At 39.1% G+C, this 15,472-nt stretch carries 14 protein-coding genes; 8 read left to right on the forward strand and 6 right to left on the reverse strand.

Features of this window, described 5'->3' with window-relative positions; genetic code table 11:
- Window positions 1-62 precede the first annotated feature (62 nt).
- Window positions 63-515: a hypothetical protein gene (locus ACNKW3_RS00865; protein ID WP_427397392.1), complete on the forward strand. Its 453-nt coding sequence runs from the start codon at window positions 63-65 to the stop codon at window positions 513-515.
- Here ACNKW3_RS00865 and ggt read toward each other — a convergent pair.
- Both ggt and ACNKW3_RS00875 read right to left on the reverse strand, forming a co-directional pair.
- A complete protein-coding gene (gene ggt / locus ACNKW3_RS00870; protein WP_427397393.1) occupies window positions 509-2,242 on the reverse strand; it encodes a gamma-glutamyltransferase in 1,734 nt (577 codons plus the stop codon). The genes ACNKW3_RS00865 and ggt overlap by 7 nt on opposite strands.
- A gap of 13 nt (window positions 2,243-2,255) precedes the next feature.
- Window positions 2,256-3,017, reverse strand: a complete 762-nt coding sequence (locus tag ACNKW3_RS00875; protein ID WP_427397394.1) for an enoyl-CoA hydratase — start codon at window positions 3,015-3,017, stop codon at window positions 2,256-2,258.
- A gap of 107 nt (window positions 3,018-3,124) precedes the next feature.
- Between ACNKW3_RS00875 and rrtA the strand changes: the two genes are divergently transcribed.
- Together rrtA and ACNKW3_RS00885 are read left to right on the forward strand one after the other, a co-directional pair.
- On the forward strand, window positions 3,125-3,682 hold the full coding sequence (gene rrtA / locus ACNKW3_RS00880; protein WP_427397395.1) for a rhombosortase: 558 nt from the start codon (window positions 3,125-3,127) through the stop codon (window positions 3,680-3,682).
- 37 nt (window positions 3,683-3,719) lie between these two features.
- Window positions 3,720-5,027, forward strand: a complete 1,308-nt coding sequence (locus ACNKW3_RS00885; protein ID WP_427397396.1) for a hypothetical protein — start codon at window positions 3,720-3,722, stop codon at window positions 5,025-5,027.
- Window positions 5,028-5,058: 31 nt separating this feature from the next.
- Here ACNKW3_RS00885 and ACNKW3_RS00890 read toward each other — a convergent pair whose 3' ends face one another.
- Complete coding sequence (locus ACNKW3_RS00890) at window positions 5,059-7,551, reverse strand: prolyl oligopeptidase family serine peptidase (protein WP_427397397.1); 2,493 nt, start codon at window positions 7,549-7,551, stop codon at window positions 5,059-5,061.
- Window positions 7,552-7,674: 123 nt separating this feature from the next.
- Here ACNKW3_RS00890 and ACNKW3_RS00895 point away from each other — a divergent pair, with 123 nt between their 5' ends.
- Window positions 7,675-8,220: a glutathione peroxidase gene (locus ACNKW3_RS00895; protein ID WP_427397398.1), complete on the forward strand. Its 546-nt coding sequence runs from the start codon at window positions 7,675-7,677 to the stop codon at window positions 8,218-8,220.
- Between the two features lie 95 nt (window positions 8,221-8,315).
- Here the strand turns inward: ACNKW3_RS00895 and ACNKW3_RS00900 are convergent, their stop codons facing one another.
- On the reverse strand, window positions 8,316-8,927 hold the full coding sequence (locus ACNKW3_RS00900; RefSeq protein ID WP_427397399.1) for an FMN-dependent NADH-azoreductase: 612 nt from the start codon (window positions 8,925-8,927) through the stop codon (window positions 8,316-8,318).
- Between the two features lie 118 nt (window positions 8,928-9,045).
- Window positions 9,046-10,284 (reverse strand): cystathionine gamma-synthase family protein, encoded by a 1,239-nt coding sequence (locus ACNKW3_RS00905; protein ID WP_427397400.1) that lies wholly within the window; start codon window positions 10,282-10,284, stop codon window positions 9,046-9,048.
- Between the two features lie 114 nt (window positions 10,285-10,398).
- On the opposite strand from ACNKW3_RS00905, the gene ACNKW3_RS00910 reads away from it, so the two are divergent.
- Window positions 10,399-11,166: an NRDE family protein gene (locus tag ACNKW3_RS00910; RefSeq protein WP_427397401.1), complete on the forward strand. Its 768-nt coding sequence runs from the start codon at window positions 10,399-10,401 to the stop codon at window positions 11,164-11,166.
- Window positions 11,167-11,270: 104 nt separating this feature from the next.
- On the forward strand, window positions 11,271-12,461 hold the full coding sequence (locus tag ACNKW3_RS00915; RefSeq protein WP_427397402.1) for an aromatic amino acid transaminase: 1,191 nt from the start codon (window positions 11,271-11,273) through the stop codon (window positions 12,459-12,461).
- Between the two features lie 51 nt (window positions 12,462-12,512).
- Here the strand turns inward: ACNKW3_RS00915 and ACNKW3_RS00920 are convergent, their stop codons facing one another.
- Window positions 12,513-12,857 (reverse strand): carboxymuconolactone decarboxylase family protein, encoded by a 345-nt coding sequence (locus ACNKW3_RS00920; protein ID WP_427397403.1) that lies wholly within the window; start codon window positions 12,855-12,857, stop codon window positions 12,513-12,515.
- Window positions 12,858-13,097: 240 nt separating this feature from the next.
- On the opposite strand from ACNKW3_RS00920, the gene ACNKW3_RS00925 reads away from it, so the two are divergent.
- Both ACNKW3_RS00925 and ACNKW3_RS00930 read left to right on the forward strand, forming a co-directional pair.
- A complete protein-coding gene (locus ACNKW3_RS00925; RefSeq protein WP_427397404.1) occupies window positions 13,098-13,625 on the forward strand; it encodes a rhodanese-like domain-containing protein in 528 nt (175 codons plus the stop codon).
- 124 nt (window positions 13,626-13,749) lie between these two features.
- A complete protein-coding gene (locus tag ACNKW3_RS00930) occupies window positions 13,750-15,444 on the forward strand; it encodes a GNAT family N-acyltransferase (protein WP_427397405.1) in 1,695 nt (564 codons plus the stop codon).
- Window positions 15,445-15,472: the final 28 nt, after the last annotated feature.

Genomic DNA, 15,472 nt, shown 5'->3' on the forward strand with positions numbered 1-15,472 from the left:
TTTTTCATTGAAGTAATTTACACCTTGGCCGATAGCATAATAAGTTAACCAGAGAGCCTATTATGCGAAGCAAAATTTTTTTAATCATCTTAATGAGCATTATATTAATCGCTTGCACAGATGAAAATGATGCCACTAATGCTGGACGCTACGGCATGATGAGTAAGGACACACCACAATACACAGCGGTACTTTTTATGCGTGCCGTATATGAAGAAAAAGACATGCAAAAAATCGTTGCACTCAGTGAAAAGCGTCTTGCAAACCGTCTAAAATCTCTCCATACAGCAAAAAACATCCAGCGCCATATCCTTGGATTACGTTTAGATAGTATGACAGCTGAGCCAGTGTCTGGAGGCACTTTGCTGTATTCTGAACTCAAAGATGATGCCACTATTGAAATAAAAATTATTGGGCAGTACAACGGTGACAAAGTTACCGAACTACGTATTCTGGAAATGGTAAAAGAAAGCGGCGACTGGAAAGTCGCCGAAGTAAAAACTGGCGTTTATTGACCGACAGCTATCCCCTCTCTTCGAGGGTCGGCGCCACCAATAAGGGTGCCATTTTCTAGCTGAATGCCATGTAAGCCACTGTTTAAGTCTATGATGCGCACATCGTGGCCTTTAGCTTCTAGAGACGCTTTTAGGTTTTCTATGCTTCTTCCTTTTTCCAGCGCAGTATAATCATTTCGATTAGTGATTCTGGGTGCGCTAATGGCTTCTTGCACGTTCATATCATAATCCAAAACATATAGAAGGGTTTGTGCTACATAATTGATAATTCGACTACCGCCGGGAGAACCCACCACCAATTTTAGGTTATTGTTCTCATCAAACACCATGGTTGGCGACATGCTGCTCCTAGGACGCTTTTTAGGCTCTACCTTATTTAACACCATTTCACCATCGCTCCCCGGATCCAAAGCAAAATCAGTAAGTTGGTTATTCAATAAAAAGCCATCTACCATCAACCCAGAACCGAACATAAATTCAATACTAGTGGTCATGGAAATCGCATTACCTTCTTTGTCGACGATACTCAGATGACTTGTGCTAGGAAGATTGTAATCCGGGCCATTTCTCACCAAAAGGTTATTATAGGGTTTACCCGCTGATGCTTTTGTCCAATTACCCTCAAGTGAAATTAAACTGGCTCTTTCTTTCATATAACCCGGATTAACCAGAGGGACTGCAGACAACCCAAGAAAATCTAAGTCTGCAATGTAAGCTTCTCTATCGGCAAAAGCCAGTGCGCTTGATTGACTAAATAAGTGTACAAACTCAGCAGATGAAGGTGATACAGTGCTTAGGTCAAACTGTTCCAAGCCTTTTAAGATTTGTTGCACACTAACGCCGCCTGAGCTTGGTGGAGCCATACCACAAACACGAAATTTGCGGTATACACCACACATAGGAGAACGCTTAATTGCTTCATAATCACGTAAATCTGCAGTACTCATTTTACCAGGATTAATCGGTGATAACCGCACGGTTTCAGCGATTTTTTCAGCGAGTTCTCCAGTGTAAAAATAGTCTGCCCCCTCATCCGCTATATGTTGCAAGGTTTCCGATAATGCATTGTTTTTTAGCAGAGTACCGGCTTTAATCGGCTGCCCTTGAGGCTTAAAGTAATTATAGCTTTCAGCAAAACTATTTAGGCCCGGATGCAAATCTAAGCTGAGTAATTTTGCTAACCTGGGGCTAACTTCAAACCCATTAGCAGCCTGGTCTATACTGTCGCTGAATAGCTTTTCCCACTCTAATTTTCCGTGATCGGTGTGCGCCATTTCTAACGCCCTAAGCACGCCAGGCACTCCCACTGAATTGCCACCAACCACAGCATCACGCCAGCTCATAGGCTTGCCATCGACAATAAATTTAAACGGATCGCTATTAATAGGCGCTATTTCACGACCATCATAAGTGTACAAACGCTTTTCTTTATTATCCCAATATAAAATAAAAGCCCCGCCACCTATGCCAGAAGATTGAGGTTCAACAAGGGTTAGCATTGCTTGCACAGCAATTGCAGCATCAATTGCACTGCCACCTTGCTCAATGATACGTTTGCCTGCCCAAGATGCATATGGATTTGCGGCGACCACCATATATTCTTTAGAGGTGAAGGCTTTATTTTGGCTTAAACCAGTTGCGGCTTCTGGTTCTCTATCTTCTCGTGGTTGTTGCTGAGCCATTACGTTTAGTGATAACGCACACAAGGCCACATACAATAATTTCATTTTATGCTTCTACCTATCTAAATATGTCAAAGTTAATTGCACGTTTTTCAACAAAAGCCGAAAACGCTTCTTTTGCAGGCGGACTTTGCATTGCCGCCACAAAATGTTTGAGCTCTTCATCTATATGCACTCTTACCTTATCAGTTTCGCTATGTAGCAAACGTTTTGTCTGCTTTAACGCTTCAGCTGGCTTTGCCGCCAATTTTTTTGCAAGCTGATCAACACGATTCTGCAAGTCATTTTCGCACACTTGAGAAATTAAACGACATTCTAACGCTTTTGACGCTGTAAAAACTTCACCTAACATTAATAATTCTGCTGCGGCAAGTTGGCCTGCTAATCGAGGAACCAAAAAACTGGAAGCATATTCAGGCACTAATCCTAAATTGATAAAGGGCATAGAAAACTTAGTGTTTTTATCCGCTAACACGAAATCACAATGTAACAATAAAGTGGTTCCAATACCTATAGCTAATCCCTCTACCTTGGCGATTACCGGTAGCGGGCAGTTTAAAAGCGCTTGCATGAATTGGTAAGTTTCACTTATTTCATTTGCACCTTCTTCAGTCGGCGTTTGCATGAATTCAGTAACATCGTTACCTGAGGTGAATATCCCTTGGCATCCTTTAATAACAACAACTCTAGCCCCCTGCTCTTCAGCACTATTTAAAGCATCCGCCATGCTTTGATACATTGCAGGAGTTAATGCATTTTTTTTCTCAGGCCGATTAATGGTGATATTTAAGATTGATTCTGTTATTTGGCTCGCAATCATTTACTTCTCGAATCTGCTTTCAGTGTTAAGATAGAGTGTACCATTAGACTAACATCTTTCCACGACACTAATAATAATTCCATTGTATGAATTTGCTGAATAAAAACTTGAACACTTTACTGGTAATTGCCTCGATTTGCATAATTACTCAGCTATTTGATCTAAAAAGTTTGTTAGAATTTAACCGAACAGCCATTGAAAACGGGCAAATTTATCGTTTAATTACAGCGCATTTAGTACACCAAAACACTAATCATTTACTGCTAAATTTGGCTGGATTGACTGTATTAATATTATTATTTTCAGATTATTGTACAAATTCCCAGCAACTAATTTTGTTTTTAGTCTGTGGATTTGTTATCAGTTTGTCGATACTAATATTCTCAGATCTGGAAGTATATTTAGGTTTATCTGGGTGTTTGCACGGAATTTTTGCATGGGGTGTATGCCAGGACGTCAAAAAGAAAAGAAAATCTGGTTGGGTTTTGGCTATTGGTCTAATAATAAAAATAATTTATGAACAGTTTTTTTATCAACCCGGTACAACAGAAAAACTAATAGAAATTAGCGTTGCTGTGGACGCACATCTATGGGGTGCAATTGCAGGGGTAATATTCGTTTATATTTCATTGCTTTTAAAAAGAGATATTTTTTCCCGTAATTAATTTGTTTATTTTATCCAAAATGCGCACTGGAGGCGTCATGAAAAATTTCACACAGGGATTAGTCGTTTTTATTTTTCTCTTTTCCCTTTCCTCAGTGTCACTTTTTAGTGTGGCACAAAGTAGCGATGTCGTTCGCGCTAAACATTTGATTAGTCAAGTCGAGCGTGGTTTAAAAACCATCAAACAAAATGACATGAATACTATTAATGGTTTTACAGACAAACTAAAACAAGCCAAAGATATACTAGAAGCTGAAACAAACAAACAAGCACCTTCCTTTAAGGAAGCTGCTGGACAATGGATGGAGGCCCGAAATCAGCTTTATACCACCTTAGATATGTGGAAAAACAATGCGAACGCTTCCAACGCTCAAACCCAACAAAAAAATACCCCTCAAGGGACGTCAAGCTCAGATTTGTATAACCAACTAATCAGTAAATATCAAAGTCAAAACCGTCCCAAATTAGATTCAGATGCTGATGTTCAAACAGCATTAGATTGGCTCAATAAAATGATGAATCTATATAGTGAACAATGGCAAATAGACAATCAAAAAGCGACCCAATTACTAAGTAGCGGACAATTAACTTCTCAAGATTACAATAGATTTAAGCAATGGGTAAATGGTACCTGGCATACTCAAATAGGCGAGCAAATTAATCAACGATACCAAAATTGGAATCAAGCATTAAATGCCAATTTAGCTGAACTTCAAAAGCTATATGGATTTTCCAATGATGATAGAAATAAAGTGATGAACATCGCCGGGGGTGTTCATTTAGAACGAAATCAAATGTTGATTCAACAAAGCCAAGACTTGCTACAAATTTTGAAAGAAGCCGAAAAAACATTAAAAATTCCGCAATCTGATGTTCGAAAACGTCAGCCCTTAGCTATTAATCAAGCAAAAAAGCGACTTAATGAATTAAAACCTTTAGCGCAAGACTATCTTGCTGAGTGGAAAAAAGCGCCGAAAAAATCCCGCATTAATCCAACGAGTCAATATCTATGGTTGAACGGTAGTCGGTTTGCAGAGATAACCCAGGAAGGTGAAGTTTGGATTAACAGCAACTTCGCCGGAAGTATCGGCAAAAACGGTGAAATATATCAACGCGGAAACTATATGGGTAAAATAGACGACAGCGGCGAAGTCTGGCTTTCTAAACAGAATAGATCTGCTACTTTCACTGACAGTGGCGAAGTTTGGATAAGCGGTTCTCATGTAGGTACTATAGAAGAAGATGGCACTGTATGGGGAACTAGCTCTGCGGCTTCTGTTGAAGGGCCTGGCGATTGGCGAAGAGCCGCAGTAGTGTATTTTTTACAAGTATTTCCAGTTCAATAGCAGGCGAATAATCGCCTGCTAACCTCTTTAACTAAAGGTTTTCTTCAAACAGTTTATAAATTCTACGGTATTCATCTAGCCACGAACTAGGTTGTACAAATCCGTGGGGTTCAACCGGATAAATGGCTGTTTCAAAGTCCTGTTTTTCCAATTCAATCAAACGTTGCACAAGGCGCACAACATCAACGAAAAAGACATTATCGTCTACCATAGGTGCATTTATTAACAGAGGTTTTTGCAGACCTTCAGCAAAATAAATCGGTGAACTGCGTTCATAGGCTATGGGATCATTGGTCGGTAGATTTAAGATATTTGAGGTGTATGGCGTATTATAATGGGCCCAATCTGATACAGGTCGCAATGCTGCTCCTGCTTGATATAACGAAGGTTCAGTAAATAACGCCATAAAGGTTAGGAAACCACCGTATGACCCACCATAGGTACCTACTCTATTCGGATCTACATTTGCATTTTCAACCAGCCAATTAACACCTTGTATATTGTCTTCAATTTCCACTTTACCCATGTGTCGATAAATAGCCGTACGCCAATCTCTTCCGTAACCAGCTGAAGCTCTGTAATCCATGTCTAACACCACATAACCTTGGGACACCAAAAAGCTGTGGAACATGAACTCTCTAAAATAACCAGACCATCCTAGATGAGCATTTTGTAAATAGCCTGCACCATGGTTGAATACCACTGCCCTGCGCTTCTCAGACGCTACATCTTGAGGTAAATAAACCCTTGCATATATTGGCTGTTCGCTATGTTCAGACGGAATCGCGACTATGCTAGGTTGCACCCAATCAATGGATAAAAATTCGTCACTAACTGTATGGGTTACCTGTTCCACTTGACGCGTCGACATAGACATTAAATAAAGCTCGGGAGGCATAGTAATTTTTGAATGAGTGAGGACTAAAGTTGATTCGTCAGGACTGATAACGTATTCAGTCATACCATTTAGATCTGTGAGCGCATTGTGCTCTTGGTTTTCAATATCATATTGGTAAACTTCATAAATTCCCGGGTGCTTTTTATTTGCTTTGTAAACAAAAAAGTCATCATCTTGAGAAAGGTAAATATCTTCAACAATATAATTGCCAGACGTTAACTGTTGCACATCACCGTTTAAGGGCTTGGTATACAAATGTGAATAACCGGAAGTTTCACTTAGCCAATAAAGGGTGTTTTGATTGTGAAACCATCCAAATTCATTAAATCGATAATTCACCCAAGCATCGTCATGCATACGTTCCTGGGTTACCATTTTGGGAGACCTTGGGTCTACAGTTACTATCCAACGATCTTTGTTATCCCAAGCTTCGAGCATTAAAGCAACCTGAGATGAGTCATGTGACCATTTAATTGGCGTTTTAGTGGCATACCAATTTAACAATAAACCTATATCTCTTGGTAAACGGTTAACCGTATACGTTTGACCTTTTGCTTTTGCATTTTCAGCTTTAACATCTGCCAAAACGTCTTCGTTATATCCCGGTAATTGTTTATACGACAGACTAGTAGTTCTACCGGTTGCCACATTAACTAAATATAATTCATGGCTCACTGGTTTTGCGTCAGCAACACGTTGTCGCACAGATTTAAACCCAATACGCCCATTTTCTTCAATATAATCAGGCATTAAATCAGTGTCGTTTCGCGTTGGTTGATTGAGCGTTGTTGCAATAATCGCCCATTGACCATCGGGAGATAGACTCGCTGTAAGGGTCTTATGTTCTTTGTCCAAATAAATTGGACTAGTTGACGTGGTTTTATTCGATGCTTTTAAAGCTTGTTCGGCATTGAATTTATCTTGTTTGTATTTTTTAACGACATTTTCATATTGAATAAGCTTTAATTGTTCTTGGGCAATGTAGTCAGAGGGCGCTTGTAACGCAGTCGGCTGTTCAGCAAATTGCCAAGACAAAACAGGATATTGTAGTCCCGAAGCTAATTCAACTACATAAAAACTGTCACCTTTTCTGTATGCAACCCCTGTATCCTTAAAATATTGCAGACTTGTTGCAGGCGAAAGGTCTTTGGTTACCTGTTTGATAATTTTAGTATTGCGGTCTTGAACAAAAATATTACCTTCAAATATCCAAGCCACAAAGGTTTGAGATTTGTCATCAATATAATGCTCAATATCAACTTCATGCATGTTCGCAAGGGTTGCTTTTTCGTTTGGTTGTTGGTCGTTTGACACTAGATAGGTGTCTCTTAGCTGACTACCCAATTGCTTGCGCTTGTAGACCACTTGATTGCTTAGCGGAGCAAACTTTGGATTTTCAGGTTGTCGACCTAACCAATCAGGATCTGACATTATCTGTTCAATACTAAGCTCAACTTTAGCTCCACTGGTATTAGTCGGCTTTTGAACTTGTTGTTGAATGGTTGTCGTGGGGAATTTGTTAGTTGACACTGTTGTGGGAGCGGAACTGTTATTGGTTGCAGTCGCTGTGCAACCAACCACCATGCTAAATAGCACTGATATACATATTATTTTGATTTTTTTCATAATCTATCTTTTGTATTAGTTTTTTTTTGTAATCTGCCTGTATAGTTTACACTGAAGTGATCTAAAAAGAACAATTTGACCATAATTACAACAACTCATTTATTTTCATTTATTGGAATTACCATGAAATTATTAATCAGTACTTTTTTGTTATTAATAACGACTAGTGTATTTGCGGCGCAAGAATGCCCCGATGTGCTTAAACATATGAAGCGTAAATTAAACTCGCAAGAAACTGTGAATTTTTGTGAAGAATACGCGGGAAAAACAGTTCTTGTCGTAAATACAGCCAGCATGTGTGGCTTCACGCCGCAATTTAAAGATTTAGAAAAACTCTATGAGAATTTTAAACAGGAAGGTTTAGTAGTCATGGGGTTTCCGTCCAATGATTTTGAACAGGAATATTCTGACGAATCTAAAACTGCTGAAAAATGTGAGCTCGAATACGGTGTCAGCTTCCCAATGTTTGAACCTCTCTCGGTCAGAGGAGAAAACGCGGATCCACTTTATCGACAATTAGAAAAACAAACTGGAAAGTCTCCTAAGTGGAATTTTAATAAGTACTTAGTGGATAAAAAAGGCGTTGTTGTTGGTTATTACGGTAGTCGCGTAACACCTGATAATGCTGATTTTATGAAAGATTTAACAAAAGCCCTTTCAGAAGAATAAGACATAAAAAAGCCCCACAATTGTGGGGCTATATCAACACACTCAACTAGGAACACACTCTGGTTAAGCACTGCTTTTCTTAACCAGTGTTATTATTAGTGTTCAACTACCGAAAAAAGTTCATTAATTTTTTCTTTATATTCTTTCCATGCTTTGTTAGCTGACTCTTCGCCCATGGATAATCCTTCTACGTAGTAAAAAGTAATGTCTTCAAAACCGATAAATTGCAAAAAATTAGTGATGTATGGGGTTTGAGTATCCATTGGCGAACCACTGTAAACTCCACCTCTAGCACAGACAACGGTTGCTTTTTTACCCGTCACATGACCTTTAGGACCGTTTTCAGTATACGAAAACGTAACACCTGCTCTGGCAATGCGGTCGAAAAAAGCTTTTAAAGTAGAAGGTACATTTAAGTTATACATGGGTACAGATAAAACAATTTCATCTGCGACTAATAATTGCTTAACAAAATTATCAGAATAAGCCGATAATGCTTTCTGCTCTGAGCTTCGCATATCTGCAGGTATACCCCAAGCTGCCATTTCCGCTTGAGACAAATGTGGCAAATTAAATCTATTTAGATCAATTGTATCTAACCTGATATCTTCTGCGTTTTGCATTTGCTCAAGATAATAATCAGCAGCTTTATAGCTCTGCCCTGCTTCGCCATTTAGACTTGAATAAACAACTAAGACATTCTTCATTTGTTAAAAATCCCCTTAAAAAATAAACCTATTCTGTTTTCAATGAACACATTATACATTCATATTTATTGATAAATAACGGCTATTTTTCGCTAGTAATCTTCTATATTTTAGAAAGTTAATAATTTAATGCTTGGGAAAAATCGTCAATCAAATCATTTATGTCTTCTATGCCAACTGACACTCGGACCAAATCTTCCGAAATGCCCATTTTCATTCGTTCAGATTGCCCACTTTCATAAAAGATCGTTGATGCAACAGGCAATGCAAGGGTGCGGGTGTCGCCTAAATGTGTTGCTCTTAATACCAATTTAAGTTGATTTAAAAAGGGACGGTAATGATATTCATCTGCCAATTCAAAACTTAAAATTCCACCATACACACCTTCGAATAAATCAGTCGCTCTTTGGTGATGCGGATGTTGTTCAAGACCGGGATAATTTACTGTTTTAAAGCCAGGATGTTGTTGCATAAACTTGGCTAATGCCAACGCGTTTTCACAGGTTTTTTGCAAACGCAAGTTCATGGTTTCTATCCCAAGTGCAATGGGATGAGCGGACGCCGGCGCTAAAGTCGCACCTATATCACGGAGTCCTCGCTTGCGAATTTGAGTCATTCCCCACAAAGAAGTATCCGCGCCTCGATATTTTTCAAGAATATTGTCGTATTTTTGCCAATCAAAACACCCAGTATCGATAACAACGCCGCCTAACACACTGCCATGACCAGCAACATATTTGGTTAATGAAGTAATCACCAAAGAGGCATTTATTGCAATCGAATCTAACATTACAAACGGCGTCATTGTGTTATCTAACACAAACAATATTTCATGTTTTTGACAAATTTCACCAATTTCTTTTAACGCACCAACTTGGGTAACAGGATTTGCGATACTTTCGCAAAATATCATCTTGGTATTTTGATTAATTGCGCTTTCTAACGCAGTTGCATCACTTATATCTACAAATGAAATAGAAACACCAAAATCCATCAATGCCTGCATGAAACTGCGTGTATTGCCAAATAAATAACGACTACAGACAATGTGATCACCTTGCTTTAGTAAACTCAACAAGGTTGCACTTATTGCCCCCATGCCGGTAGAAAAACAAGTTGCCGCCACTCCACCTTCCAGCGAACACAGCATATTTTGTAAGGATACTACAGCAGTTGACGATGACCTTGAATATACATGGCCGGCCTTTTTTCCTTGGAAAACGGCTTCTAAATCTGCCACATCGGCAAAATCAAATAAAACGGAATTAGTAGTAGACTGATGAACAGCGCCATCCTGAGGGTGGTTTATGGTTCTATCGCAATGGACAAGCGTTGTGTCCGGAATTCTGCGCTTCACGCGGGATTTTCCTTTTACTCATTTGTGATATAAATTTGATTTGATGTTAGCCCAAGTTGTCACTATTGTATACCCAGCAATTTGGCATATCTTATTGAAAACAAAATTAACTCTATGTGCATTTTATTTATCGCTGTTAATCAACACAAAGACTACCCCCTTATCATAGCGGCAAATCGTGATGAATTTCACGCAAGACCTACATTAGCGTCACATTGGTGGCAGCCAGAAAGCCATTTACTTGCAGGTAAAGATGAAATGGCGAGTGGCAGTTGGATGGGTATCAATAGAAGAGGTAATATTGCTGCAATCACCAATATTCGGGCGCCCGGTAGAGAGCGACCTAATGCTGTTACGCGCGGTAAATTGGTAATAGATTATCTTCAACAATCACCTGATTTTGAAACTTATTCAACCCAATTAGCAGCGACTAAAGATAGCTACAACGGCTATAATTTATTGTTTGGCAGTTTTAATAATCTTTATGTCTATAACAATTTCGAGAATGCCGTTCAGTCTCTTACCACTGGGGTTTACGGTCTTTCTAACGCAATGTTAAATACCCCTTGGCCTAAATTGGATTTTGGTAAACAAACCTTAGCTGAGTACTGCCAGTCTTCATCGCCATTACAAAAGCAGCACTTATTTGAACTTTTACGTAATCAAACACCAGCTGAAGATGAACGCTTGCCCAAAACCGGCGTACCAATTGAGTGGGAGCGTAAACTCTCGTCCATTTTTATTAAAACAGATGACTATGGCACCCGTTCTAGCACTGTACTTTTAGTCGATCAGGATAAGCATGTATATTGGGAGGAGCATAGTTTTAATAATCAAGGGAAAATAGTGAATGAACAAGGCTTTGACTTTAGTCTGCAATAGCTAAAAATTTATCGTTTTGCAGCTAAATTATTAGATATTTTTTCAGCATTGTGCATAATGACCAACTTCACAATTTGGCTCACTTATAGTTTAGGAATAAAAACGTGTTTGAATCCTTGTCCCCTCTTTCTCCGGATCCAATTTTAGGTCTATCTGCAGCATTTAAACAGGACAATAATCCCCACAAAATTGATTTAGGTGTGGGTGTTTACAAGGATGAAGCTGGCAATACACCGATTTTAGAATCTGTTAAAGCGGCTCAGCAAATTCTACAGCAAACAGAATCGTCAAAGGTGTATATCACACCTCAAGGTCATCAAGGTTTTATTGATGGCATGCTTAGCTTGCTTTTAGGCAAAGGTAGTAAAGCTTTACTAGAAGGCAGAGTCGCGGCCGTACAAGCACCTGGTGGTTGTGGCGCTCTACGTATTCTGGCTGAACTTATAGTCCGAGCAAATAAGGGCGCTACCGTGTGGGTAAGTGATCCTACATGGGCAAACCATATTCCTCTATTGGGCAATTCTGGTTTAGCACTTAAAGAATATCCATATTTTGATAAAGCCTCTGCCAGCATTAAATTTGATGAAATGATGTCATGCTTAGAAAATGTAAAAGCCGGTGACGTAGTACTTTTACATGGATGCTGTCATAACCCAACGGGTGCAGATTTAACCAAAGAACAATGGCAAGCAGTTGCTGAGTTAGCGCAGAAAAATGGCTTCCTACCATTTGTAGATATCGCCTATCTAGGCTTCGGTGATGGACTAGAAGAAGACGCCTACGGTCTTCGTTTATTAGCAGAATCAGTTGATGAAATGATTATCGCAGCTTCTTGTAGCAAGAACTTTGGACTTTACAGAGAGCGCGTTGGTTTAGCGGCTATTGTAACTAAAGATCAAAGCATGGCGTCAATTGCCCAAGCGCAAATTCAATCTGTTGCAAGGGGAATTTACTCCATGCCTCCGTCATACGGCGGTGCATTGGTTGATATAATCCTAAACGATGAAAAGCTTTTCCAAACATGGGCAACTGAAGTAAAAGAAATGCGTGAGCGAATGATTACGCTACGTCAGTTGTTGGTGGACAACTTATCCAACCAAAATGTTGATAGAGATTTCGGTTTCATTAATCAACAAAAAGGCATGTTTTCGTTCTTGTGTATTGCACCAGAAGAAGTACAAAAGCTTCGTGCTGAGAAAAGCGTGTATTTTGTAGATTCTAGCCGTATAAACATCGCAGGTATTAACAAACAAAACGTTGGTACACTAGCTGAGGCAATTGCTTCTGTAATTTAATCGGATAAATAGTTAACAAGCCCCCATGCACAATGTGTCTGGGGGCTTTTTTTATTTTTCGCTAAACTCTTTATAGGCTTGCATAGCATCCGCAGCATACATTAATGAAGGACCACCACCCATGTAAATCGTCATCCCAAGGGTTTCTTCGATTTCTTCTTGAGTCGCGCCTAATTCAACTAATGCTTTCATGTGAAAACCTATGCAACCATCGCAACGAGTGGCAACACCTATCGCCAATGCAATAAGCTCTTTTGTCTTCTTATCTAGCGCACCATCCGCAGTTGCCGCTTTTGCCATCGCCGAAAAACCCTGCATGGTATCACTGATATTTGATCTCAATGGTTTCATATTGCTTGAAATGCGCTGAGTTATTTCTTTATAAGATTTGGTCATCTCTTCTACTCCGTTTTTAATTAAACTGGTAATCTTGGTAACATGTTGGGTAAAACTATCATAGCGCGACTTTGTAAAGGAAGGCATGGCAATTTAAAAGCTTCGAAATCATGGATGATTTCGTAGAGCGCCCATGGATGGGTTCACAGCGTCTTTTAAATTGCCATGCCTTCCTTTACAAAGTCGCGCTATAGAGTTCGAAAATGTTAGCTAACCATAGTTTAGTACAGTGAAAAATAGATGACGATTAAATCAGTTGATGCAAATACATTACAAAAATGGATAGATGATGATCAGGTGGAATTAATTGATGTGAGAGAACCCATGGAATTTCATGGGCAGCACATTCCTGGAGCGACGCTAGTACCATTAGGCACTATTAGCAGTAAATCATTGCCTAGCACGAACAAAAAAATAGTTATTTACTGTCAAAAAGGTATTCGTGGAAAATCTGCTTGTCAAAAAGTGGTCCCAACGGACCAAGAGCACGAGATTTACAATCTTGAAGGCGGCATTTTATCTTGGATAGAGGCTCAACATCCTGTTAAACAATCAAAAACTGAAATAGCCTCACTGAACAAACAAGTAACAATTAGTTTTTTAGTCATAACCTTGTGTAGCTTGTTCGCCGCAATTTACGTGAATCCAGCTTTTGTCTTATTCATCATAGTACTTGTTGGTATGTGGCTACGTTTTGCCATTACTAAATCATCTCCTTTAGCAGTGCTGCTCGCTAAAATGCCTTGGAACCAAAAGTTAGAAAGCTAAATAAAATGGCTGCTTTGCCATAATATTGTCATCACGTTGCAACCAAAACGTCACTTAAATACCTCTAAGCTGTCATATCTTGTACTTAAGCTAATCGTTAGATTCATCTATTTAAATTTTAGCAATGTTAAATACTCAAAATGTCATTCAGCGTCACTTTCCAGCGGTTGCACAAAATAAACTGTTGATGCGCCCTACCAATCTGGTGTTAAAGAAACTACTGTGCGAAGAAGAAATAAATGCCTTTGAACGAGAATACCCACACCTTACTGGTTTTGATTTTGTTGAACAGGTTTTAGATTATTTTTCTTGTAGTTATACGGTGTCAGATAATCACCGCGAGCGCATTCCAGCAACGGGTAAGTTAGTTATCATAGCTAATCATCCCATTGGGTCTATCGACGGGTTGGCATTGATAAAGTTAATACGAGAAATCCGACATGATATAAAAGTTGTTGCTAACTCAATGCTGATGGCCATTGATGCTTTACATGATATCTTACTGCCGGTAGATAACATGTCTGGAAAAACCAAAAAACAAGAGTTACAAAATATTAGTAAGCACCTTCAGCAAGAAGGTGTAGTGATCATATTTCCTGCAGGTGAAGTGTCACGATTAAGACCTCAAGGCGTCAGGGATACAAAATGGCAATCTGGATTTTTGAAAATAGCAAAAACCAATCAGTGTCCCATATTACCAGTGTTTATTGATGCCAAAAATTCTGCATTATTTTATGGCGTATCTATGTTGTTTAAGCCAGCCGCAACAGCTCTCCTAGTAAAACAAATGTGGCACCAAAAAGAAAAAAGTATCCCAATGAAAATCGGCGAAGTCATCCCTTTTGAAGGATATGCTTCCCTCACTTTGCCGAAAAAAGAATTAGTCAATTTATTTAAAAAACATATTTATCGAATTGCTAAAAATAAAAAGCCGGTATTGCCAACTCAATCAGCAATAGCGCTACCTGAAGACAGACGGGTTCTTTTTCATGCACTAAAAGCAGAAGCTGAAGTGATCGGTAAAACCACTGACAGTAAAACTATCTATTTGTACAAACCGACAAAATCATCAGTGATCTTAAGAGAAATTGGGCGACTACGAGAAATTACCTTTAGAGCTGTTGGGGAAGGAACCAATAAACGTCGTGATATCGACAAGTTCGATTTGCATTATTTCCATTTAATTTTATGGGATGAAAAAGATCTAGAAATTGCAGGAGCATATCGATTTGGTTCTGTAGACAATTTGGCGCAAATTGATCATTTATATTCTTCTACATTGTTTGACTATCAGGCCCCAATGGATGAGATAGTTGCACAAGGACTAGAATTGGGTCGTAGTTTCGTACAGCCTAAATATTGGGGAAACCGAAGCCTCGATTATTTATGGCAAGGTATTGGAGCGTTTTTAGTCAAGCATCCAGAATATCGCTATCTATTCGGACCAGTAACTATTAGCGCCCGATATCCAGCCCAAGCGATGTCTCTATTAATCGCTTTTTATTCCCATTATTTCCCTGATGATCGCAAAGTGGCAAAAGCTAAATTACCCTACAACAATTCACTGACTAACGGGCAGTTTGAGGGAAAAGAGTATTCAGAAAGTCTTGAATTACTGAAAGTACAGTTAAATGAAATGGGAGTTTCTATACCCACCTTGTATAAGCAGTATGCTGATGTTTGTGAGCCAGGTGGCGTTAGCTTTTCAGCCTTTAATGTTGACCCTGAATTCGAATATTGTGTGGATGCATTTTTATTGGTGGATACACACCTCTTAAAAGCCAAGAAGAGACAACGATATTTTAAAAGCCAGCAATAGCTGGCTTTTAAATGTTCAATTAAGGATA

This window comes from Glaciecola sp. 1036 (assembly GCF_050306235.1).
Taxonomy (GTDB): Bacteria; Pseudomonadota; Gammaproteobacteria; order Enterobacterales; family Alteromonadaceae; genus Glaciecola.

Coding starts and splice junctions, on each gene's coding strand:
- ACNKW3_RS00865 (WP_427397392.1), top strand. CDS start 63: ATGCGAAGCAAAATTTTTTTAATCATCTTAATGAGCATTATATTAATC.
- ggt (WP_427397393.1), bottom strand. CDS start 2,242: ATGAAATTATTGTATGTGGCCTTGTGTGCGTTATCACTAAACGTAATG.
- ACNKW3_RS00875 (WP_427397394.1), bottom strand. CDS start 3,017: ATGATTGCGAGCCAAATAACAGAATCAATCTTAAATATCACCATTAAT.
- ACNKW3_RS00885 (WP_427397396.1), top strand. CDS start 3,720: ATGAAAAATTTCACACAGGGATTAGTCGTTTTTATTTTTCTCTTTTCC.
- ACNKW3_RS00890 (WP_427397397.1), bottom strand. CDS start 7,551: ATGAAAAAAATCAAAATAATATGTATATCAGTGCTATTTAGCATGGTG.
- ACNKW3_RS00895 (WP_427397398.1), top strand. CDS start 7,675: ATGAAATTATTAATCAGTACTTTTTTGTTATTAATAACGACTAGTGTA.
- ACNKW3_RS00900 (WP_427397399.1), bottom strand. CDS start 8,927: ATGAAGAATGTCTTAGTTGTTTATTCAAGTCTAAATGGCGAAGCAGGG.
- ACNKW3_RS00910 (WP_427397401.1), top strand. CDS start 10,399: ATGTGCATTTTATTTATCGCTGTTAATCAACACAAAGACTACCCCCTT.
- ACNKW3_RS00920 (WP_427397403.1), bottom strand. CDS start 12,857: ATGACCAAATCTTATAAAGAAATAACTCAGCGCATTTCAAGCAATATG.
- ACNKW3_RS00925 (WP_427397404.1), top strand. CDS start 13,098: ATGACGATTAAATCAGTTGATGCAAATACATTACAAAAATGGATAGAT.
- ACNKW3_RS00930 (WP_427397405.1), top strand. CDS start 13,750: ATGTTAAATACTCAAAATGTCATTCAGCGTCACTTTCCAGCGGTTGCA.